The organism is Halopseudomonas formosensis, from assembly GCF_900115905.1.
Classification (GTDB): domain Bacteria; phylum Pseudomonadota; class Gammaproteobacteria; order Pseudomonadales; family Pseudomonadaceae; genus Halopseudomonas; species Halopseudomonas formosensis.
Genome location: NZ_FOYD01000018.1, coordinates 25,142 through 45,953, shown reverse-complemented (window position 1 = coordinate 45,953; position 20,812 = coordinate 25,142). Strand labels below are relative to the sequence as shown.

Annotated in this window: 19 protein-coding genes; 15 read left to right on the top strand and 4 right to left on the bottom strand. The window is 60.4% G+C overall.

Features of this window, described 5'->3' with window-relative positions:
- The 6 genes from tssI to BM046_RS15745 all read left to right on the top strand — a co-directional run.
- A partial coding sequence (gene tssI / locus BM046_RS15770; protein WP_143084215.1) for a type VI secretion system tip protein TssI/VgrG occupies positions 1-1,257 on the top strand: 1,257 nt, incomplete at its 5' end.
- Between the two features lie 362 nt (positions 1,258-1,619).
- Positions 1,620-4,358, top strand: a complete 2,739-nt coding sequence (locus BM046_RS15765; protein WP_177197895.1) for a hypothetical protein — start codon at positions 1,620-1,622, stop codon at positions 4,356-4,358.
- Positions 4,358-5,677 (top strand): T6SS immunity protein Tli4 family protein, encoded by a 1,320-nt coding sequence (locus BM046_RS16465; protein ID WP_090541271.1) that lies wholly within the window; start codon positions 4,358-4,360, stop codon positions 5,675-5,677. Before BM046_RS15765 ends, BM046_RS16465 begins: the two co-directional genes overlap by 1 nt.
- Positions 5,678-5,718: 41 nt before the next feature.
- The gene (locus BM046_RS15755; RefSeq protein ID WP_090541267.1) at positions 5,719-6,996 is read left to right on the top strand and encodes a T6SS immunity protein Tli4 family protein; all 1,278 of its coding nucleotides are present in this window, start codon (positions 5,719-5,721) and stop codon (positions 6,994-6,996) included.
- Between the two features lie 109 nt (positions 6,997-7,105).
- Positions 7,106-7,363 (top strand): type II toxin-antitoxin system ParD family antitoxin, encoded by a 258-nt coding sequence (locus BM046_RS15750; protein WP_090541284.1) that lies wholly within the window; start codon positions 7,106-7,108, stop codon positions 7,361-7,363.
- On the top strand, positions 7,350-7,592 hold the full coding sequence (locus BM046_RS15745) for a type II toxin-antitoxin system RelE/ParE family toxin (RefSeq protein ID WP_090541264.1): 243 nt from the start codon (positions 7,350-7,352) through the stop codon (positions 7,590-7,592). The genes BM046_RS15750 and BM046_RS15745 overlap by 14 nt, the downstream gene beginning before the upstream one ends.
- A gap of 145 nt (positions 7,593-7,737) precedes the next feature.
- Here the strand turns inward: BM046_RS15745 and BM046_RS15740 are convergent, their stop codons facing one another.
- On the bottom strand, positions 7,738-8,208 hold the full coding sequence (locus BM046_RS15740; protein WP_090541261.1) for a hypothetical protein: 471 nt from the start codon (positions 8,206-8,208) through the stop codon (positions 7,738-7,740).
- A gap of 552 nt (positions 8,209-8,760) precedes the next feature.
- On the opposite strand from BM046_RS15740, the gene BM046_RS15735 reads away from it, so the two are divergent.
- The 4 genes from BM046_RS15735 to fliS (BM046_RS15720) all read left to right on the top strand — a co-directional run bounded on the left by BM046_RS15735 (position 8,761) and on the right by fliS (BM046_RS15720) (position 12,397).
- Complete coding sequence (locus tag BM046_RS15735) at positions 8,761-9,936, top strand: flagellin (RefSeq protein WP_090541258.1); 1,176 nt, start codon at positions 8,761-8,763, stop codon at positions 9,934-9,936.
- A gap of 73 nt (positions 9,937-10,009) precedes the next feature.
- Entirely contained in the window at positions 10,010-10,378 is a 369-nt protein-coding gene (locus BM046_RS15730) for a flagellar protein FlaG (protein WP_090541255.1), read from the top strand.
- 192 nt (positions 10,379-10,570) lie between these two features.
- Complete coding sequence (fliD, locus tag BM046_RS15725; protein WP_235818665.1) at positions 10,571-12,028, top strand: flagellar filament capping protein FliD; 1,458 nt, start codon at positions 10,571-10,573, stop codon at positions 12,026-12,028.
- Positions 12,029-12,397 (top strand): flagellar export chaperone FliS, encoded by a 369-nt coding sequence (gene fliS, locus BM046_RS15720; RefSeq protein WP_090541248.1) that lies wholly within the window; start codon positions 12,029-12,031, stop codon positions 12,395-12,397.
- An 89-nt stretch (positions 12,398-12,486) separates the two neighbouring features.
- Here fliS (BM046_RS15720) and BM046_RS15715 read toward each other — a convergent pair whose 3' ends face one another.
- The 3 genes from BM046_RS15715 to BM046_RS15705 form a co-directional block, all read right to left on the bottom strand.
- The gene (locus BM046_RS15715) at positions 12,487-12,780 is read right to left on the bottom strand and encodes a type II toxin-antitoxin system RelE/ParE family toxin (RefSeq protein ID WP_090541245.1); all 294 of its coding nucleotides are present in this window, start codon (positions 12,778-12,780) and stop codon (positions 12,487-12,489) included.
- On the bottom strand, positions 12,768-13,040 hold the full coding sequence (locus BM046_RS15710; RefSeq protein ID WP_090541240.1) for a CopG family ribbon-helix-helix protein: 273 nt from the start codon (positions 13,038-13,040) through the stop codon (positions 12,768-12,770). Before BM046_RS15710 ends, BM046_RS15715 begins: the two co-directional genes overlap by 13 nt.
- Positions 13,041-13,287: 247 nt before the next feature.
- The gene (locus BM046_RS15705; RefSeq protein WP_090541237.1) at positions 13,288-15,537 is read right to left on the bottom strand and encodes a sulfatase-like hydrolase/transferase; all 2,250 of its coding nucleotides are present in this window, start codon (positions 15,535-15,537) and stop codon (positions 13,288-13,290) included.
- A gap of 149 nt (positions 15,538-15,686) precedes the next feature.
- Between BM046_RS15705 and fliS (BM046_RS15700) the strand changes: the two genes are divergently transcribed.
- From fliS (BM046_RS15700) to BM046_RS15680, 5 genes are all read left to right on the top strand, one after another.
- Complete coding sequence (gene fliS / locus BM046_RS15700) at positions 15,687-16,067, top strand: flagellar export chaperone FliS (protein WP_090541233.1); 381 nt, start codon at positions 15,687-15,689, stop codon at positions 16,065-16,067.
- Positions 16,068-16,083: 16 nt separating this feature from the next.
- Complete coding sequence (fliT, locus tag BM046_RS15695) at positions 16,084-16,380, top strand: flagellar protein FliT (RefSeq protein ID WP_177197894.1); 297 nt, start codon at positions 16,084-16,086, stop codon at positions 16,378-16,380.
- A 222-nt stretch (positions 16,381-16,602) separates the two neighbouring features.
- On the top strand, positions 16,603-18,084 hold the full coding sequence (locus BM046_RS15690) for a sigma-54 dependent transcriptional regulator (protein WP_090541227.1): 1,482 nt from the start codon (positions 16,603-16,605) through the stop codon (positions 18,082-18,084).
- Positions 18,085-18,190: 106 nt separating this feature from the next.
- Positions 18,191-19,402, top strand: coding sequence for a sensor histidine kinase (locus BM046_RS15685; protein ID WP_090541224.1), 1,212 nt, complete (start codon positions 18,191-18,193; stop codon positions 19,400-19,402).
- Positions 19,399-20,796, top strand: coding sequence for a sigma-54-dependent transcriptional regulator (locus BM046_RS15680; protein ID WP_090541222.1), 1,398 nt, complete (start codon positions 19,399-19,401; stop codon positions 20,794-20,796). The genes BM046_RS15685 and BM046_RS15680 overlap by 4 nt, the downstream gene beginning before the upstream one ends.
- The last annotated feature ends 16 nt before the right edge of the window (positions 20,797-20,812 follow it).

Below are 20,812 nucleotides of genomic sequence, written 5' to 3'. Positions count from 1 at the left end.
GCCCACACCAGCTGCTGGCTGCGGGTGGCCAGCAGCTGGGCCGGCAACCACTGGGGCAGCGTCACCATCCCGCGCATCGGCATGGAAGTACTGGTCAGTTTTCTGGAAGGCGACCCGGATCAGCCCCTGGTCAGTGGCTGCCTGTACAACAGCGCCCATCCGGTGCCCTGTGAGCTGCCCGAGCACAAGACCCGCAGCCTGTTCAAGAGCCTGAGCAGCCCCGGCGGCAACGGCTTCAACGAACTGCGCATCGAAGACCGGGCCGGGGAGGAACAGATCTTCATCCACGCCCAGCGCGACTGGGACCAGAACATCCAGCACGACCAGACCATCCGCGTCGGCAACGAACGCCACGAGCGCATCGAAGCCAACCGCTACACCGAGAACCTGGCCGAGGAGCACCACCGCACCCACGCCGATCGCAGGACGGAAATCAAGGCGGATGATCATCTGACTGTCGCCCACCACCAGCACATCAAACTCGGTCAGGGCCAGTTCATCGAAGCCGGAGAGGAAATCCACTACTACGCCGGGGACAAAGTGGTGATCGACGCCGGCATGGAGCTGACCGCCAAAGGCGGCGGCTCCTTCCTCAAACTCGACCCCAGCGGCATTACCCTCAGCGGCCCGGGCATCAGGATCAACTCCGGTGGTGCGGCTGGGCGGGGTTCGGGGCTGGCAATCAAGCTGCCTGAGCGTCCGGGTGAAGCGGGCGCCGGTCAGCATGGAGCTCTCAACGATCCGGCACAGGCCAACCCGGCATTGCCATACCAGGCAGCAGTATCTGAACCACGTGAGATGCGTTTTGACATCCGTCTGAAGGACAAGCCCGGAGAAGACGGTTATGCCCTGGCGCACACCCCCTGGCGTATCGTCCGCGCCAGCAAACCAGGCTGGCGCACGTTCGCACGTCTGAGCGAGGCAGATATCATCGCCCGCGGCGAAACTGACGATAACGGTCGCATCATCCTCTCGGATGCAGAGCAGGAGTCGCTGTCTCTGGCCTATCAACAGACTCCGGGCAACCTATGGCTGCTCTACCCAGGACAATACGTTGCCCTGACGGTGCATGTGGATGCGGGCTGGAACGACCAGCAGCGCGAAGCGCTGGCACTGGCCAGTATGGATTTCAGCCATGCCCCACACACTGATCCACAGCACGCAATGGCCTGCCTCGATCAGACCTGCGCCCGTGACACCCTGGGGCTCGACGACAACAGTCCACTATTCGAAAAACTCAAGGCATTCAAGGGATGAGTCAGATGACGGCAATCCGCTCACGCCAACTGGACCAGCTCAATACGGCAGAAGGCGAGCCGCTGTGCGCCATTTCTGCCCCGGACTGGTTTATCCGTCCGGACCCGCGGTTTGGCCCGCCGTACGCCCGCAAGCGCGCCGGTAACAATGTCAGGTTCTTCACGAACGGCGAAGACTACTTCAAGGATGTCGCCGCCGCGATCAGCAATGCCCGGCACTCGATTTACATCAGTGGCTGGCAGATCAACTACGAGGTGCGCCTCGATGGCGACAGGCGCCTGTGGGACTGCCTGGCCGAAGCGCTGCGCAAGAACGAGAAGCCTGACATCTACCTGATGCCCTGGTTGTCGCCCAAAGTCGGCATGGACACCGGCGACCTTGAAACCATGCTGGCCAGCTTTCTGCTCAATGCCGGGTTGGAGCAACGCAAGGTCTGGTGTCTGCCGGCCATACAGCAAAGCGATATGGATCAGCTGGGTACCTTTTTCTCGCACCACCAGAAAATGGTTGTGATCGACAATCAGATTGCCTATGTCGGCGGCATTGACCTGGCCTACGGACGCCGTGACGACAACAACTTTCGCCTTGCCGCCGACGGGCGCAGTGAACGTGAACTGTACAACCCCTGCATTCCCCCGTTGCGAGAGATCCCGGCGCATCAGCAATACCCCTACATGACCACCGCAGAGCTGATTGGCGCCACCCTGATGGAAGGCGACGCCCTCAGCCGCGTGCAACGCTGGATAGGTCTGCGCCTTGATAACGAACACGTTAACGCCGTACGCCAACGCAAACAGGCGGCCCTGAACTGGCTCAAGGATAGGCTCAAGGGCGGCCTGCGCCTGTTCGGCGTTGGCGCCGCCTATACAACAGGAGGAGCGCTGGATATGGCGCGCTTTCTGCGTGAGTATCTGGGAGATGAAGAAGTCAGACAGCATCTGCCGCCCAGAATCAGCCAGTTGGAGAAAGATCTGCTGGACTGGGCAGAGGAAGTTGAGCAGCAGTCAGGCGAATACAGTCAGGCGCTGCAGATCAGAGGCAACACGTTATTCAATCAGTGGGTCGAGCAGAGCGGCGCTGGCGCATTCTTTACCTGGCTCAACAACACCCCGCCAGAACGGCTCACAGCCCAGGCACTGGAGCAGTTCAGCGCAATCGCCACACCATTCTTGCTCTACCTGCACAACACACTCGACCGTATGAGTGATGCGCAGCAGGGCCAGCCCTATTCCTATCTTTCTGACCCGGCAGTACGGTTGCTGCCCCCTGGCGGCCGCACAATCGATCCGGCACGCCAGCCCCGCATGCCCTGGCATGATGTGCAGGTACGCCTTGAAGGGACGGCCGTAGAAGACTTCTCGCGCAACTTCATCGAACGCTGGAATAGCCTGCAGGCACGCTTCGACGGAACTACACAGGCCATGCCGGCCCTGCTTGCGGGTGGGCTGGGGCTGGTAAGCCGCAATCTGGCTCCGCAACCATTCCGGCCACACTACCTGCCACCGGCACAACCCGTGGCAGCACAGGGCAGCCTGTTCGCTCAGGTGTTGCGCAGCACACCCTACCGGCAACTGCGTGAAGAGCGTCAAGGCGCTCTGCAAGCCCATGCCAGCCGTCTGCCGCAGCCCACTGAAGGTTTTGCGTTACCAGATGCCCGTCAGGCCAACTGCCTGCAAGCCATGCTGCAAGCCATTGCCGGCGCACAGCAGTTCATCTACATCGAGAATCAGTTCTTCCAGAGTGATTTCGGTGAGGTCGACTACGCCACACCCCCCAAGGACGACGGCGAGGAAGCGGCAGGGCCACCCAACCAGGATAAAAAAGATCCCTGGCAAGACGGGCCCATGCAAAGCCTGATGGACATCGAGAAGCTGCCCGACTACCCGCGCTATGCTGCACGGCTGGGGCTGGAAGGGCGTTTCCAGGACAACGCAACCCGTCTGCAGCACCTCAACTTCTACGCCCTGGCGGAAATGATCCACAACCGCGAGGCGGATGAGTTTGTCAGTGCGCTACTGAAAGTCTTTGCCAACCAGGCTGCTGTTGAAGCCTCTGTAAACCTGCAGGCACCACAGCCCAGGGTTCTGAACACCCTTTGCGAGGCCTTGGCCACACGCATAGAAGCCGCGATCGAGATGGGTGAAGATTTTCACGTCTATATGGTCCTGCCGGTTTATCCGGAAGGCCCGCTGAACGACATCACCCTGATGACCCAGATCCACCTGACCATGCAGAGCCTGTCTCTGGGCAGTCATAGCCTTGTGCGCCGGATTCAGCGGGCGATGGCAATGAAGGCACAAATGGACAGTGGAATCCCGGAAGACGTAGCCAGTGATAACATCGACAAGCATCAGCGCCGTGGAGAGGCCTGGAAGGTTTTCGAGCGAGAAGATTGGAAACGCTATCTTACTTTGCTCAATCTACGTACCTGGGAAGATTTCCACGGTCGCCCGGTGACCGAACAGATTTATGTACACAGCAAGCTGTTAATCGCTGATGACCGGGTGGCCATTCTCGGCAGCGCCAATATCAACGACCGCAGCCAGCTTGGTGACCGCGACTCCGAACTGGCCGTGGTAATCTCAGGCCGCCAGGCCCAGCTCAGCCAGCTCAACGGCTGCACGCCCCAACCCATCTGCCGCGAAGTGCAGCAACTGCGTATCGCCCTGTGGCGCAAGCTCTTTGCACTGGACGTCACCCATGAACAGGTTCGGGTGGCGCCGGCAACGCAACTGGAGCCGATGCTTGAACAGCCAGCAGCACCGGCGACCTGGCAGGCGATTCAAAAGCAAGCAAAGGACAACGCAACTGCCTATCAAGAAGCGTTCATACACATACCCCGAAACCACGCCTCAATCTGGCCAACTTGGCCGGATAACAATTCTGGCTCCATGCCCTTCGAGCATGCATTCTGGGAAAACCCGAGCACTGCCGAGCTACCGAAGAATGTCGCCGGCTTCATCACCGAGCTGCCCATCTACTGGACCCGTCGTGAAAATAATGACTCGGGGTTCAACTTGAGTGTTCTTGCCCACAACGACAAAAACGAGCGGAACACTCTACAAGCGTCTGTTTCGCTCGTTTCCGAAGGAACCACCTAATGCGTTATCTGATTGCGCTCATACTGCTTGGTTTGACGTCTGACATCTGGGCCGTTACTCCTGAACCATCTCTGCCAGCCAACTGGCAAACCCAATGCTTCGGCCGGGTGCAGTTTTCCATGCCCGCACACCTGGCTTGGTACAACCAGCAGGCTGAACCACCTGCATTTTATAAGGGAAGCGAACCCACCCCAGCAATCTGGCGGGGGAATTATGGCCGTGACCCGCTGCATGAAGAGAAGGTGCTGGTGCAAATCGCCGTCAGCCGCCTTGCCACGCTTGATTACTGGAAGCGCGACACTTCCTATTTCAAGCCCAGCCGCGGGGAGGCTCAAGAACGGGTCATCCAAAAACAGCTTGATGAGATTAAGGCCCGAAAAGTCGCTTTGCTTTCAGATCAAAGCGAGGAGGCAAATGCTCTTTACTCTCAGCTCCGTGAAGAAGAAAGAGCATTAGAGCAAGCTCAGCAGCACATCGGCAAAATCAGCACCGATATCCTGTGGGTTTCCGAAGCCATCGAAAACTTCAAGGAGCAGGGCCGGGACACAGCCCAACTGGAAGCCAAACTCGCCGAACTGCTGATCGAAGACGCCAAGTTTCCGACCGATGATCTGTTCGAACAGGAATACTTTGTAGAGCTCAATCGCCCCAATGCCCTGGCGATCAGCGGCCCCTTCGACTTTTCCGCCAAGCTCTGGGAAAACGGGCGTATCTATACCTTCCAGTTCGGCATGCAGCACAACAAACCACGCAGCGAACAGGCCAGCCTGGAGCCCGCCGCGCTGGACTTCCTGGCCCGTTTCCGCGCCCGCGCAGAACATGAAATCCCCACCGAACCCGGCGTGTGCATCCCCTTCGGCTTTATCGCCGACAGCGGCAATGAACCCTTTGACTTCGGGTACCAGTGGCGCCCGCGCAGCACCCCGGCACTGCTCTATCGGATCGATCAGCCAGCGTCCAGTGAGCTTTTCAGCATGGCCATGCGGCGTTTGATACCAAACGCTTATTCCAGCCTGCTGCAGATTAACCGCTTCGGCCCGCAGGATGTCGCTTTCGGCTATCAGGCCGGCAGCCTGGTCGGTACCCGTTTCCAACGACGCCACCCCGAAAACCCCGACTGGCAGCCCCCGCAGAGCTATCACCTGATTGCCGAGACCGGTGCGCATGGCACTGTGCCGCCGGTGTCCTTCGAGATGAAGGTGCATGATATCGACGGCGAATACCCTCTCTTCGAGCAGGGCGAGGCCGAGTTCAAACAGATTCTGGACACTTTTCGGCCCTTGCCGGGGATGGTCAAAGAAAGCGCAGGTCAGCCGTGACGAGAGCGATAAACAGGCTCGTGCTGTGTCTGCTACCGCTGATGGCTCCAGCCGTCTGGGCCGACAGCCCCAATGCTACGCTGCCAGCCGACTGGCAGACCCAATGCTTCGGCCGTGTACAGTTTTCCATGCCCGCGCACCTGGCCTGGTATAACCAGCAGGCTGAGCTACCCGCATCCTATAAGGGGAGCGAACCCACACCGGCAATCTGGCGGGGGAGCTATGGTCGTGATCCACTGCATGAAGAGAAGGTGCTGGTGCAGATCGCCGTCAGCCGGCTTGCCACGCTTGATTACTGGAAGCGCGACACCTCCTATTTCAAGCCCAGCCGTGGGGAGGCGCAGGAGCGTGTCATTCAGGGAAAGATCGACCAGCTTCGGGAGCAAAGAGCGGCATTATCAGATGATGAGCCAGACGAGCACCATCGCCGATTATTGGAGGAGGAACTGGCATTACGGGCCCAGATGCAGCACATCGGCAAAGTCAGCACCGATATCCTGTGGGTTTCCGAAGCCATCGAAAACTTCAAGGAACAGGGCCGGGACACTGCCCAACTGGAAGCCAAACTTGCTGAACTGCTGATCGAAGACGCCAAGTTTCCTACCGATGATCTGTTCGAACAGGAATACTTTGTAGAGCTCAATCGCTCCAACGCCCTGGCGATCAGCGGCCCCTTCGACTTTTCCGCCAAGCTCTGGGAAAACGGGCGCATCTATACCTTCCAGTTCGGCATGCAACACAACAAACCACGCAGCGAACAGGCCAGCCTGGAGCCTGCCGCGCTGGATTTTCTGGCCCGTTTTCGCGCCCGTGCGGAACATGAAATTCCCACCGAACCTGGCGTGTGCATCCCCTTCGGCTTTATCGCCGACAGCGGCAATGAACCCTTTGACTTCGGGTACCAGTGGCGCCCGCGCAGCACCCCGGCATTGCTCTATCGGATCGATCAGCCAGCGTCCAGTGAGTTGATGACCCATGCCCTGATGCGCTTTGTTCCCAACCCCTATCCGTCACGGGTACGGATCGATAGCTTCGGCCCGCAGGATGTCGCCTTCGGCTATCAGGCCGGCAGTCTGGTTGGTACCCGTTTCCAGCGACGCGACCCGGAAAACCCCGACTGGCAGCCACCGCAGAGCTATCATCTGATCGCCGAGACCGGTGCGCATGGCGCTGTGCCTGCAGTGTCCTTCGAGATGAAAGTGCATGATATCGATGGCGAATACCCTCCCTTCGAGCAGGCTCAGGCCGAGTTCAAACAGATTCTGGACAGTTTCCGGCCCTTGCCGGGCATGGCCAAAGAAAGCGCGGGTCAGCCGTGAGGAGAGCGATAAACAGGCTCGTGCTGTGTCTGCCATCGCTGATGGTTGGGTTTTCCAGCACTCCATGCTATATGTTCGAAGTATGAATATTGGTGCGGAGGGCAGGTCCATGTCCGTAGTACGTAAAACCATTACCTTGACTGAGCAGCAGAATGATTGGGTGAAAATGCGCATTGGCAGCGGTGACTATACCAATGATAGCGAGTACATCCGTGACCTGATCCGACGGGATCAGGAGCGCAGCGCAGGCCTGGAGCAATTGCGCATGTTATTGGATGAAGGGGAGCATAGTGGAGTGAGTCAGCGCTCGCCCCGGGACATCCTGTCTGCAGCCAGGGAAAGGCTGAAAGCTGATGGCGAATTATAGGCTCAGTAATAGTGCCGATGAGGATTTCGAAAATATCTTCATCTATGGGGTCAGGAGATTTGGGTTGAGGCAGGCTGAGCAATATGCGGAAGGGCTGGAAGCACGTTTCGAGCAAATCGCAGAGCTGCCAAGCCTTTATCCAGCCGCTGATCACATCAAGCCCGGCTATCGACTGAGTGTTTATATCAGTCATACCACTTATTACCGGGCTGATGAGCATGAGGTGTAATGACCCAGATACGACCGGCCCTATGTATGGACGGAGGAAAGGCAGTAACGATTCCTGAAGCCGGCGCTGGGCCGGGTTATGGCATCGACGTGAAGGAGCAGATGACTGAAACGCCCCCGGCTTATCATCGGGGGCGACGTGATAGTCAGAGCGTCTGCTTTTGCGCCTCACCAGCTTCGGCCGGGCCGTCCGCCGCAGGCTTGCTGACCAGTTTCTCAACGTTCGTGGCGATCGACAGGATCAGAATCAGGCTCTCTTTGAAGAAGGACATGAGAATGACGCTGAAGTAGAAGTACACCAGCACGGCAAACGCGCTGCCGATTCCCGCTAGAAAACCGAAACTGAACATCCCACCGAGCAGTGTGAGGATCGCGGCCACCGCGCCGACGAACCAGGACAGAAAGATCATTCCATCCCAGGCGGTACGGATCCAATCGAGTACCGGGAATTCCGACTTGCCGCGGCCATCGTCTGGTCCGCTTGCCGCTTCACGGCGATCAGCCAGACGCAGGGCAGCACCTTTCCAGATGGACAATGGGATGGTGAAAAAGCGCACGATGCAGACGATCAGGGCCTGAACGATAGCCGGGCCGATTTTCTGTTGTAGTTGGGACATTACAGCTCCTTGCTGATTGTTATACGTCAATGTGAAAGATTGCCGAATGATTATGCCATCATTGCGACATTAAAAAAGGGCATGAAGTCCTCCGTCCCCCTCCCGTAGGAGCACCCGCCCCGGGTGCGAACCGCTCTCCCCGGAAACACCAGCATCACCGGCGTGGCCCAAATTCGCACCCGGGGCGGGTGCTCCTACAGCAACAAGCCAGGATCTCGCCCAAGCCGTAGTCGGATCCCCCCGCTCGACCCGATGCCGTTACAGGAGCGCCACCGGGCCGCCCCGCTGTCAGCGTAATGCGCAGCACGTCTTATCAGCCAAACAAGCCAAGTCATCCTAAAGCTTTTGTCGACACGCCCGATACCCCGGGTATCGGCAAGGCGCTGCGAAGGCTGTCAACCCATCCGGAAAAATTTTTCCGGAAAAGATTAAAGCTCTTGGCCAGTACGCCGATAAAGGGATTGAACGCGAACATTATGGGTGTCTGGGCGAGTCCTGACCCATGAGTCGCTGGCTCAGACAAACATCGATTTGGTCAAATGGAGAACTACCATGGCCCTGACAGTAAACAGCAACATTGCTTCCCTGAACGCTCAGCGCAACCTGAGTGGTTCTACCAACGCCCTGTCCACCTCGCTGGAGCGTCTGTCCTCCGGCTCGCGCATCAACAGCGCCAAGGATGACGCAGCAGGTCTGCAGATTTCCAACCGTCTGACCAGCCAGATCAATGGTCTGAACGTCGCGGTGAAGAACGCCAACGATGGTATCTCCATTGCCCAGACTGCTGAAGGTGCACTGCAGGAATCGACTAACATTCTGCAGCGTATGCGGGACCTGGCTCTGCAGTCTGCTAACGGCTCTAACAGTGATGCGGAGCGTAAAGCTCTTAACGCTGAAGTGGGACAGTTAAAAAACGAACTGGATCGTATTAGCAAGACCACCACGTTCGGTGGTAAAAATCTCCTTGATGGAACCTTCGGCTCTGCGAGCTTCCAGGTTGGTGCTGCAGCGAACGAAACGATCAGTATGTCTATCGGCGAAGCGAGCAAGTCATCATTGAGCGGAAGTCATTTCGACAATGCTCTTACTGCGGCGACGGTGGACCCCGGCGGTATTACCGAGGATGGTGACCTGAAAATCACCATAACTATGGCTGACGACCGCGAAGTTAACGTATACGCTGCGATCAAGAAAGGTGACTCCGCCGACGTGGCTAACGCTAAAATTGCAGCGGCAATCAGCGACTCCGGCTTGGGCGTAGGTGCGTTTGTTCAAGGCAGTGGTGCGATTAACGTCGTGTCTGCAATAGACGATGAAGGTGGGAACGCACTGACTACTATTGCATTTGAAGATACTCCTGATGGACTCACGGTGGGTGTTTTCACACCGGCTGATAACGGTGCGGTAAAATCGCTGTCCGTTGAAGAAATGGATATTACAACCGCAGAGGGTGCGCAAAAAGCTCTATTGACGATTGATGCGGCTATCGAAACTATCGACGCTCAACGCGCTGACCTGGGTGCGGTGCAGAACCGCTTTGAATCCACTATCAGCAACCTGCAGAATATCGCTGAGAACGCCTCTGCATCCCGTGCTCGCATCATGGACACCGACTACGCAGCCGAGTCTGCCAACCTGGCCAAGAACCAGATCATGCAGCAGGCGGGTACTGCGATGCTGGCCCAGGCCAACCAGTTGCCGCAGGCGGTCCTCAGCCTGCTGGGCTAAGGTAAGCTGGCGGTATGACTGGCGGGGGAAGGGGTGACTCTTCTCCCGCCTTGTCCTGTTCGGAGGAAAAACCATGGATATGGGATCTCTCGGTAGCAGGGGTAATGTCGGGGTAAGCGCTCCGGCTTCCAGAACACAGGATATTGCGGATACACAACCGGCTCAGGCAGATGCCAGACAGGCCGAGTTGTTGCAGAACAAGGGCACGTCCGAGCCGAATCGTGAGCAGGTGCTGGCGGCGGTAACGGATATGCAGGATTTTGTGCAGGCGACCCATCACAATATCCAGTTTCAGCTGGATGAGAACAGTGGACGCATGCTGATAAAGGTAACCGAGCGGGATACCGGCGAGGTGATTCGCCAGATTCCCTCGGAAGAGGCGGTGCGACTGGCGGAGAGTCTGTCCGAGATCCGCAGTCTGTTGTTCAGGGCTGAGGCCTGAGATTGGCGGGCGGGTGCGGGGATGTTCGCACCGGGGCGGTGCTCCTACAGGGGGCGTTGATCTGATGGTCTTTGTCCAGGCGGCTCGGCTTGGAGCAGGAACGCGTGTGCTTGGCACGGTACATGCTTGATACGTTGGAGTACTCACTTTCAGCAAGCGATGCGTCAATAAACGGACGCAGAGGGTAGGATTATGGCAATCACCGGTATCGGTTCGGGCATGGATGTCAACGGCATGGTCAAGGCATTGTTGAATGCGGAGGCCGCGCCGAAGACTGCGCAACTGGATCGTCTGGAAAAGTCCACCACGTCCAAGGTGTCGGCGCTGGGGCAGTTCAAGAGCGCGCTGTCGACCTTCAAGGAAGCCCTCGGCAAGCTGAATGATCCTGCGCTGTTCGAGAAGCGCAGCTCGACGACCAGCAATGCAGATATCGTCGGCATCAGCGCTGGCTCCAAGGCCGTCACCGGCAACTACAACGTGCAGGTGTTCAACCTGGCGCAGAGCAGCAAGGTGGCGCTGGCCGGTGTCGAGAATGCCGAGGACCCACTGGGCAGCGGTACCCTGACCATCAATATCGGCGAGGACTCGCTGGATATCGACGTGACCGACGCCAACCTCACCGATATCCGCGATGCCATCAATGCGGCCGGCAAGGACAAGGGATTGAGTGCGACCATTGTCACCGACCCCAGCGGCGATGGCGGCTCCCGGCTGATCCTGAGTTCGGACAAGTCCGGTACCGGTAACGATATCAGCGTCGAGGTGTCCGGCGCTGACTCGGGCGGGCTCAGTGCTCTGGCATTCACACCGTCCTCTGGCACCGATGCCGACTTCCAGCCCACGCCGGTTGACCCGGCGAATCCCCGTGCGGCACGCGTGATCAGCTATTCGCGCGATGCCAGTTTCGCTATTGACGGCATCCAGCTGAACAGCGCCAGCAACACGGTGACGGATGCCATCGAAGGGGTAACCCTTACCCTGAAGAAGGCCCAAACCGCTGAGGCGCTGGAGAATGCTGAGACGGTCAATCTGGGCGTGACCCAGGACAAGGTGGGCGTCCGCAAGTCGATCACCGATTTTGTCGACGCGTATAACAAGATGCTCGACACCGTCAATTCGCTGACCAGCGTGGTCTCGGTCGGTGGCGATGATGGTGAGCCGCTGGCGGCTGCGCTGGTGGGGGACTCCTCGGTGCGTTCGTTCATGAACGCCATGCGTACCGAGCTGGGCACGCCGTCCGCCGGGGAGGGCATCCGCATACTGGCTGACCTGGGCATCAGCACCCAGCGTGACGGCAAGCTGGCGGTGGACGGCACCAAGCTGGATAATGCGCTGGACAACAACCTCGAGCAGGTCAACGGGTTCTTTACCGGCGAGCGGGGGCTGATGGCCCGCATGGAAGCCAAGATAGAGCCCTACACCCAGACCGGTGGGATTCTCGAGAATCGCACCAAGGCGTTGCAGAACACCCTGTCGGGCGTGGATGAGCAGCGCGAGACGCTGGCAATGCGTCTGACCAAGCTGGAGTCGCGCCTGTTCGCCCAGTTCAACGCCATGGACGCGCTGGTATCGCAGATGAGCAGTACCAGCTCGTTCCTGACTGCCCAACTCGACAGCCTGCCCGGCGTCGTTCGCAAGGATAAGAAGTAGATGAAAAGCCCCATCGATACCTACAAGCAGGTCAACCTGGCCCAGGAAGTGTCCCAGTACCGGGCGGTGCAGCTGCTGCTCAACGGTGCCATCGAGCGCCTCAAGCTGGCGCGGCATGCCCAGGCGACCGGTAATGCCGAGCGGCGCGGCACGGCGGTGAGCAGCACCATCAGTATCATTGGTGCGCTGCAGGCTTCGCTGGACAAGGAACTGGGCGGCGAGATTGCCGAGAACCTGGACAGCCTCTACGACTACATGACCCGCAAACTGGCGGGCGTAGCGCTGGATGATACGCCGCGGTCGCTGGAAGAAGTGCAGGGCCTGCTTGAGGAGATCAAGGAAGGCTGGGATGCGATCGAGCCCAGATAGGGCTGGTTTTTGAGTGGTGGTGATGATTTGGCGAACCCCGGCTTTGGCCGGGGTTTGTTGTTTTTTGGGGGCTTTCAGCGAGCGGCTATCTAATAGCCTGCTTCTTTTTGATGCCGGAAGGCCAGAACATATAGTGTATCGCTGGGTGGGTCATGGCGATAAAGAGCTACATAGCCGGAGTCACCGAAGGGAATCAGTAGCTCACGCAACTCTGGTAGGTCGTCGAATGGTCGGCCAATATCCGGTGTGGTTTCCAGTAGCAGAAGCTGCTGTTCGATGGCCTGGCCGGCCCGGGCGGCTGCCGCTGGTGCTTTTCTGGCCAGGAATAGACGGCAGCGCTCAAGACCTTCCGCTGCGAGCTCTGTGATGATTACTTGTGGCACTCTGGTATCTGTTTTTCGTCATCGGTGCCCCAGGTATTCAACCAGGTGCGCACTTCCTGTCCGGACAGGTGGCGACCTGTTTCCTGGTAGGACTGCCAAGACGCCAGGGCTTCCTGCTTGAAGCGCTCACGGGCTTCCTCACGCTCAATGTACTGTTCGATTGCTTCCTGAATCATGCCTTGGGGTGAGCGGTGGCGCTGATTGGCAAGCTGATGGACGCGGCTTTTCAGCGTGTCGTCAATCTTGATGGATGTTGCCATTGGGAGCCCCTTATCAAATGGAAATACTGGGTGATCTTGATGTTCCCGCATTTCATTATCGTCCAGGGCGATGTGGATGTCGATGAAGTTCAGATTCGTAAAGGATTACAGAGGTGGTGGAATATGGACAGGGGCAATGTGGCAGGGTGTGATGGGTTGGCAGGTCGATTCTGTCGGCGAGCGGGGGCTCGCCAGCGCTGAAGATGCTCCAGCTTTCCCCGCTGGAGCGTTATCCATGCTGCCGGAATCAGATCCGGCAAGCATTCCCCAGATTGGCTTCGATGATGGCTTTGTCCGCTTCGTCGGTGATGCCGTCGTGGTTGAAGTCGTACCAGCTGGAGGCGCCGCCGCCCTGGTTGGGGTCGGCCCAGTAGGCCCATTCGTCCAGGTCGGTCTGATCCACCTGCAGATCGCCGTTGCCGTCGCCGGGGCAGCTGATATTGCTGGCCAGCAGGGCGGTCAGCTGGTCGCTCAGGCTCTGGTAGATGGCCTGTTGCTCGGGGTTAAGGCTGTTGTTGGCCAGCAGGTCCTGGTCGGCGCGGTCGAGCTTGAGCTGCGCCGGGTCGGTGCTCTGGTTTATCTCATAGAACTCTTCGGTATCGACCAGGCTGTCGGTGGCGCAGTCCATGCGGCGGATGCGTACCAGCTTGTAATCCTCGTTGCGCAATGCGCTCTGGTGTTGAGGAAAGAGGATTGTGGCGGGTTGGCCCTGGTCTTCCAGATAGGCGTTGACCGCGCAGCAGGAGCTGAAGCCGTTGGGATCGATGGCGCTGCCGGGGCCGTACCAGACACCGCTCTGGTCCTCACATACACCCTGCTGCGGGAATATCTGCACGCAGGTGTTGGCGGCGGGGATGACGCAGGGGGCCGGGGTCTCGGCACTGATATTGGTGCCCTGTTCGGTGAAGTTGGTGCTGCGGATGGCCTCGTGCTGTGGTTCGGTGAGATAGGGCATGACCGGCTGGGCGTCCAGTTGCAGCTCGCTGGGCAGGGCTGCTGCGTCGATTCCCGCGATTTCCCGGAACAGGCTGAACAGGTCGGTGCTGTTGACCATGTGCGGCACGTCGCGGTCGCTTTCCGTGACCATCGGCCCGGCAACGATCAGCGGTACCCAGACGCCGGTCTGGTACAGCGAGCCCTTGGCCCGCAGCGGGTCGAAGGGCAGCTTGACGGTGGGCATATAGGTGCCGTTGTCGCTGGTGATGATGACCACGGTGTTGCTGTCGGGGTTGTATTCCAGACTGCCGTCGTCTTGCTCCAGGGCGATACCGGTGCTGACTAATAGACGGCCGATTTCATGGTCCACGGCTTCGAGCATGTGCTGGGCCACGGCGCGCTGCTGGGCGAAGTCGGCCAGATCGATGGCGGTGTCGGGCAGTATGCCCAGTTCGGTCAGGCTGTCGGCCACGGGTGTACCACAGCCGACCAGGCTGAGGGTGGCGTCGGGGTGGGGCAGCAGGCTGGCCGGTGGCGGCTGCAGGGGCGTGTGCAGGGCGGAGTAGCCGAGGCTGAGCATCCAGGGCTTGTCGGGCTGCTGTTCACTGATGCGGTTGAGCCACTCGATGGCCAGATTGGTTTCCAGAACGGTGCGGTAGCCCCGGGCCTCGGCTTGGTCGGCGCTCAGCTGGCGGTTGCTGCCGTCGGCCAGGTTGATTTTCCAGGCACCGGTGTAGTGGCCGTTCTGGGTGGCGAAGTCCAGTTCATCGCGCCGGGCTTCGCTGTAGACAGTGGCGCGTGGATCAAGAATGCCGCCCAGCTCCAGACAGGTACGGCCCGGAGTGGGGTACTGGTCCGGATCGGTCATCAGCAGGTGGCTGCCATCGCTGTGGCCCGCGGGCAGGTAGCAGACGCCGTAATCGGCGCCATTGTTGATGTCCGCCGTGGTGTTGGGCACAAAGCCGCAGTGGTAGGTGCCGGGCGGGGCGACGCCGCCGGCGGTGGTGTCGATCGGGTAGGGTGCGCCGTCCAGATAGCCGGCAAAGTAGTCCCAGCCCAGTTCACGCATGGCGTCGTCGCCCAGCGGGTGGTTGGCGGGATTGATGTCGGAGCCGGTCAGGTGCATCTTGCCGATCAGCGCACTGACGTAGCCGGCCTGCTCACGCAGCAACCGGGGCGTGGTCAGGCTATAGGGCGAAACCTGGGAGTTGGCCAGGTCATTGGAGACGATGGCGTTGCGTACACCGCTGCGAAATGGGTAGCGCCCCTCGAAAAAGGTCGAGCGCGTCGGTGAGCAGGTGGGCATGGACCAGGTGTTGCGAAAGCGCACCCCGGCCTGGGCAATGGCGTCGATGCTGGTGGTCTGGGCCGGTTGGGCGCCGCCGTAACCGAAGCTGGCGAACTGATCCACCCCCACGTCGTCAATGACGATGAACAGGATATTGGGTGGTAGCCGGGGGGATGCGTGGTTGCCGGAGCCTGAGCTTGAACTGGAACCGAACTTGCACCCGGTGAGCGCGAGCAGGCACAGGGCGGCCAGCAGGAGGGGGCGGCGGGGCATGACTTGTCCTTGTTATTGTCTGCCATCAGAGGGCTACTACTGAAAGATAGTCATGTTTGCAGGTGCGGGCAAACAAAAAAAGGGCTTCAGGTTTTGCCGCCATGGCCGATAACCGGGTCAGGTGTCACAGTTATCGGGATGTTTTTCTTATGAATGCCTACGCAATGAAGCAGTACCAGACCGTCAGTGTTCACGCCCAGGTAACCGAGGCGGATCCGCATCGGTTGATCCAGATGCTGATGGAGGGTGGTCTGCAGCGCCTGGCCCAGGCCAAGGGGGCAATGGAGTACGGCAACGTCGCGCTCAAGGGCGAACTGATCGGCAAGGCCATGGGTATCATCGGTGGCCTGCGTGAGGCGTTGGACAAGGATAAAGGTGGCGAAATAGCATCCAATCTGGATAATCTGTATGCCTTCATGCAGCAGCGCCTGAGTCAGGCCAATCTGCAGAATGATCCGGCCATGCTCGACGAGGTGGCGGGGCTGTTGCGCGAGATCAAGCAGGGTTGGGACGGTATCCGTCATTCCTGATCCGGGAGTTGAAATCATGGCCGTTGCGGTAGAACAATTGCAGGATACCCACAGGGCGCTGATCGCTGCCGTGCAGGCGGGGGATTGGCAGCAGGTGGGCGAGCTCGATCATCTGTGCCGCACCCTGGTGCAGCAGGCCATGGCCGATCCTCAGCGCAATGAGGCGGAGCTGGCCGAGGTGCTGGGATCCCTGTCCGCCACCTACCGAGAGGTGATCGGTCTCTGTCAGGCGGTACAGGGCAAGCTGGCCGAAGAGCTGCAGGCGGTGCAGCGCAGCAAGCAGGGCGCCAAGGTCTATCAGATGTTCAGCTGAGCGGTCGCTCGGCTGAAGACGGCACAGCGCGGGCAGCGACGACATCCCCAATTCTTGAAAGTTCCCCTTGAAATTGATATTTCGGACAGGCTGCACCTGAAAAGTGCGCCAAGTATTTGACTCGGGTCTCCTTTATCACTAAGTTGTCCGTTAGTTTTCGTGTTTATGGCGTAACGCTATCACTGCGCCAGTTACCGCGTGTCAAAGGACCTGTTCCCCGCTATGCCGCCAGATAGTTATGTTCTGCTTGTTGATGATTGTCCCCAGAGCCGTCATGACCTTCGCCTGATCCTGGAATTCCTGGGGGAAGAGCCGTTTCCCGTCGCCTCGACCGGCTGGCAGGCGCTGGTGGAGAAGCAGATTGGCTCCAGTGCGGCCGTCAAGTGCGTGATCATCGGCGAGTGCGACTCACCCGGTGGTCTTGCCAGTCTGGTTGAACAACTGGATGCCTGGGATGCCCATGTTCCTGTGGTGGTGATAGGTCGCGACCGGGTCGTCGGTTGGCCGGATTACATGCGTCAGCGCCTGCTGTCCACCGCCGAGCTGCCGCTGACCTACAACCAGCTGCTGGACATCCTCCACCGCGCTCAGGTCTACCGCGAGGTGTTCGACGAGGGGCTGCGCAAGCATCAGCGCGAGCCCAACCTGTTCCGCAGCCTGGTCGGTACCAGCCGGGCGATCCAGTCTGTGCGCCAGATGATGAAGCAGGTGGCCGATACCGAGGCCACGGTGCTGATCCTGGGCGATTCGGGTACCGGCAAGGAAGTGGTTGCCCGCAACCTGCACTACCATTCAAGGCGCAAGGATGCCCCCTTCGTTCCGGTGAACTGTGGTGCGATTCCCGCCGAGTTGCTGGAAAGCGAGCTGTTCGGGCACGAGAAGGGCGCCTTCACCGGCGCCATCACCAGCCGCGCCGGGCGTTTCGAGCTGGCGGCCGGCGGCACCCTGTTTCTGGACGAGATCGGCGATATGCCGATGAACATGCAGGTCAAGTTGCTGCGGGTGCTGCAGGAGCGCACCTTCGAACGGGTGGGCGGCAACAAGCCGCAGCAGGCGGATGTGCGGGTGATTGCCGCCACCCACAAGAACCTGGAAGAGATGATCGCCCGCGGCGAATTCCGCGAAGACCTGTACTACCGCCTGCACGTGTTCCCCATCGAGATGCCGCCCCTGCGCGAACGCATCGAGGACCTGCCGCTGCTGCTCAACGAGCTGATCACCCGGCTGGAAAAGGAAAAGCGCGGCTCCATCCGCTTCAGCAGCGCCGCCATCATGTCCCTGTGCAAGCATCCCTGGCCGGGCAACGTGCGCGAACTGGCCAACCTGGTCGAGCGCATGGCGATCATGCATCCTCATGGGGTTATTGGTGTGGGCGAGCTGCCGCGCAAGTTCCGCTATGTGGATGATGACAACGAGGATCTGCGCCAGCTGCAGCAGGAGCAGGATGATAACGCCTGGCGCCCTCCGTTCGCCGGCTTCAGCCGCTCTGTGGGGCTGCCGCCGGAAGGGTTGGATCTGCGTGAGCATCTGGCTGAACTGGAGCAGTCGCTGATCCAGCAGGCACTGGATGATGCCAATTTCGTCGTGGCCCGCGCCGCCGAGCGCCTGCGTATCCGTCGTACCACCCTGGTGGAGAAGATGCGCAAGTACGGCATGAGCCGGGATGCCGAGACGACGGTCAGTCGCGAAGCGTCAGAAGACTGACAGCGGTGTTTCTTTGATGTTCGTAACCTGTTGATTTTTAACGTTTTTGTTGGGGTGGTACGGAAATTGTATTGATGCTTCCGGAAGTTTGATTCAGGGAGTTGTCATGACCGCCACCGCAACACATCTGCCGCAGGAACCTGCGGCCACGCATCCGGACCGGGAACAGCTGCAGCAGGCCTATGACCTGTTCGGCCGCATGTCCGAGCAACTGCGTGAGTCGCAGAGTCTGCTCGAGCAGCAGGTGGCTCAGCTCAAGGCGGAACTGGCTGAAGTCAGCGCCCAGCGCACCCGTGAACTGGCCGAGAAGGCCTGCCTTGCCGGACGGCTGCAGAATCTGCTGGATCTGCTCCCCGGTGGGGTGGTTGTGCTGGACGGCCGTGGTGTCGTCCGCGAAGCCAACCCGGCTGCCCGGGAGCTGCTCGGCGAGCCTCTGGAAGGCCAGCTGTGGCGCGAGCTCATCCGCGAGCGCTTTGCCCCCCGTGATGACGACTACCATGAAGTCTCCCTGCGCAGCGGTCGCCGTGTCTCCCTGGCGACCCGGTCCCTGCAGGGCGAGCCAGGGCAGATCATCCTGCTCACCGACCTTACCGAGACGCGCCAGCTGCAGGCGCAGCTGGCGCGTAACGAACGGCTGTCAGCGCTGGGGCGCATGGTGGCGTCGCTTGCGCACCAGATCCGCACGCCACTGTCCACCGCCTTGCTCTATGCCAGTCACCTGAACCAGCCGGAGCTGACGGCCAATCACCGCCAGCGTTTCAGTCAGCGGCTCAAGGACCGCCTGCAGGCCATCGAGCTGCAGGTGCGCGACATGCTGCTGTTCGCCAAGGGGGATCTGCCGCTGAACAGCCAAGTGTCGGCCCGCGAGCTGTTCCGGGAGCTGAGGCAGCAGGCCGAGACCCTGATCGTCGAAGCCGGAGCCGATTGCCGCTGGGCCGACCGCACCCCCGCTGACGTGCAGCTGGTATGCAACCGGGAAACCCTGCTGGGCGCTGCGCTGAATCTGATCGAGAACGCCATCCAGGCCGGCTATCCGCAGCCGCGGCTGAAGGTCATCCTGCGCCTGCAGGAAGGGCGCCTGAGCCTCAATGTGGTGGATGGAGGCAAGGGCATGACCCGGGCCGAGCTGGCCCGGATCGGCGAGCCCTTCTACACCACCCGGGAGCAGGGCACCGGGCTGGGTGTATCCGTTGTCAAATCCGTGGCCCAGGCCCATGGCGGCGCATTCCTTCTGCGCAGCCGGCCGGGGCAGGGAAGCTGGGCGGAACTGGTGCTGCCGGTACTGCCGCAGCCGGTCTCAGGAGGAAGCACTAGATGAGCAAGTCACGCATTCTGCTGGTCGAGGATGATCGCGCCCTGCGTGAGGCGCTGGCCGACACCCTGGCGCTGGGCGGTTACGACTACCTGGAAGCCGCCGACGGTGAGGCGGCACTGACCCTGCTGCAGCGGGAGAGCGTCGCCATGGTGGTCAGCGATGTGAACATGCCGGGCATGGACGGTCATGCGCTGCTGCGCACCCTGCGGGAGCGCTTCCCGCAACTGCCGGTATTGCTGATGACCGCCTACGGCACGGTGCAGAACGCGGTGGTCGCCATGCGTGACGGCGCGGTGGACTATCTGGTCAAACCGTTCGAGCCCCAGGCACTGCTTGATCTGGTCGCCCAGCACGCCCTCGGCCGCCTGCGCGCCGGTACCGACGGTCCGGTGGCAGTGGACCCGGCCAGCCAGCAGCTGCTGTATCTGGCCCAGCGTGTGGCCGCCAGCGATTCGACGGTACTGATTTCCGGCGAGTCCGGCACCGGCAAGGAGGTGCTGGCGCGCTATATCCATCAGCACTCACCCAGGGCCGATCAGCCGTTCATTGCCATCAACTGCGCAGCCATTCCGGAGAACATGCTGGAGGCGACCCTGTTCGGTCACGAGAAGGGCGCCTTCACCGGAGCTGTCGCCGCCCAGCCTGGCAAGTTCGAGCAGGCCAACGGCGGCACCCTGTTGCTGGACGAGATATCGGAAATGCCCCTGGCGCTGCAGGCCAAGTTGCTGCGCGTATTGCAGGAGCGCGAGGTGGAGCGGGTAGGTGGCCGTCGGCTGATCGAACTGGACATCCGCATTCTCGCCACCACCAACCGGGACATGCAGGCCGAGGTGGCGGCCGGGCGCTTCCGCGAGGACCTCTACTACCGGCTCGGTGTCTTCCCGCTGCAGTGGACCCCGCTGCGCGAGCGTCCCGGGGACATACTGCCGATCGCCGAGCGTCTGCTGGCCAGGCATGCCGGCAAGATGAATCAGGGGCCGGTGCGTCTGGCCGAGGATGCCTGCCAGGCCCTGCGTCAGCACAACTGGCCCGGCAACGTGCGTGAACTGGATAACGCCATCCAGCGCGCCCTCATTCTGCAGCAGGGCGGGGTGATCCGCGCGGCGGATCTGTGCCTCGGCCCGATGCCCGGACTGGGTCTGACGGCCAACAGCATCAGCATGGCCGCGCCGGTGCAGCCGGCGGTCAATATGCCGCCACCGGTATCTACCGGGGCGCTGGGGCAGGATGTGAAGCAGCGGGAGTTCCAGTTGATCATCGACGTCCTGCGCGCCGAGCGTGGACGGCGCAAGGAGGCGGCGGAGCGCCTCGGCATCAGCCCGCGCACCCTGCGCTACAAGCTGGCCCAGATGCGTGATGCCGGTGTGGATGTGGATGCCATGCTGTTTGCCGGCTGAGCCGGGGGCAGCGTTC

Bases quoted from the DNA above. Each gene is read 5' to 3' on its own strand.
- BM046_RS15765 (WP_177197895.1), top strand. From the start codon at position 1,620: ATGGACACCGGCGACCTTGAAACCATGCTGGCCAGCTTTCTGCTCAAT.
- BM046_RS15755 (WP_090541267.1), top strand. From the start codon at position 5,719: ATGGCTCCAGCCGTCTGGGCCGACAGCCCCAATGCTACGCTGCCAGCC.
- BM046_RS15730 (WP_090541255.1), top strand. From the start codon at position 10,010: ATGGATATGGGATCTCTCGGTAGCAGGGGTAATGTCGGGGTAAGCGCT.
- fliD (WP_235818665.1), top strand. From the start codon at position 10,571: ATGGCAATCACCGGTATCGGTTCGGGCATGGATGTCAACGGCATGGTC.
- BM046_RS15740 (WP_090541261.1), bottom strand. From the start codon at position 8,208: ATGTCCCAACTACAACAGAAAATCGGCCCGGCTATCGTTCAGGCCCTG.
- BM046_RS15705 (WP_090541237.1), bottom strand. From the start codon at position 15,537: ATGCCCCGCCGCCCCCTCCTGCTGGCCGCCCTGTGCCTGCTCGCGCTC.
- BM046_RS15680 (WP_090541222.1), top strand. From the start codon at position 19,399: ATGAGCAAGTCACGCATTCTGCTGGTCGAGGATGATCGCGCCCTGCGT.
- BM046_RS15710 (WP_090541240.1), bottom strand. From the start codon at position 13,040: ATGGCAACATCCATCAAGATTGACGACACGCTGAAAAGCCGCGTCCAT.
- BM046_RS15690 (WP_090541227.1), top strand. From the start codon at position 16,603: ATGCCGCCAGATAGTTATGTTCTGCTTGTTGATGATTGTCCCCAGAGC.
- BM046_RS15685 (WP_090541224.1), top strand. From the start codon at position 18,191: ATGACCGCCACCGCAACACATCTGCCGCAGGAACCTGCGGCCACGCAT.
- fliT (WP_177197894.1), top strand. From the start codon at position 16,084: ATGGCCGTTGCGGTAGAACAATTGCAGGATACCCACAGGGCGCTGATC.
- BM046_RS15735 (WP_090541258.1), top strand. From the start codon at position 8,761: ATGGCCCTGACAGTAAACAGCAACATTGCTTCCCTGAACGCTCAGCGC.
- BM046_RS15750 (WP_090541284.1), top strand. From the start codon at position 7,106: ATGTCCGTAGTACGTAAAACCATTACCTTGACTGAGCAGCAGAATGAT.
- BM046_RS16465 (WP_090541271.1), top strand. From the start codon at position 4,358: ATGCGTTATCTGATTGCGCTCATACTGCTTGGTTTGACGTCTGACATC.
- BM046_RS15745 (WP_090541264.1), top strand. From the start codon at position 7,350: ATGGCGAATTATAGGCTCAGTAATAGTGCCGATGAGGATTTCGAAAAT.
- fliS (WP_090541248.1), top strand. From the start codon at position 12,029: ATGAAAAGCCCCATCGATACCTACAAGCAGGTCAACCTGGCCCAGGAA.
- fliS (WP_090541233.1), top strand. From the start codon at position 15,687: ATGAATGCCTACGCAATGAAGCAGTACCAGACCGTCAGTGTTCACGCC.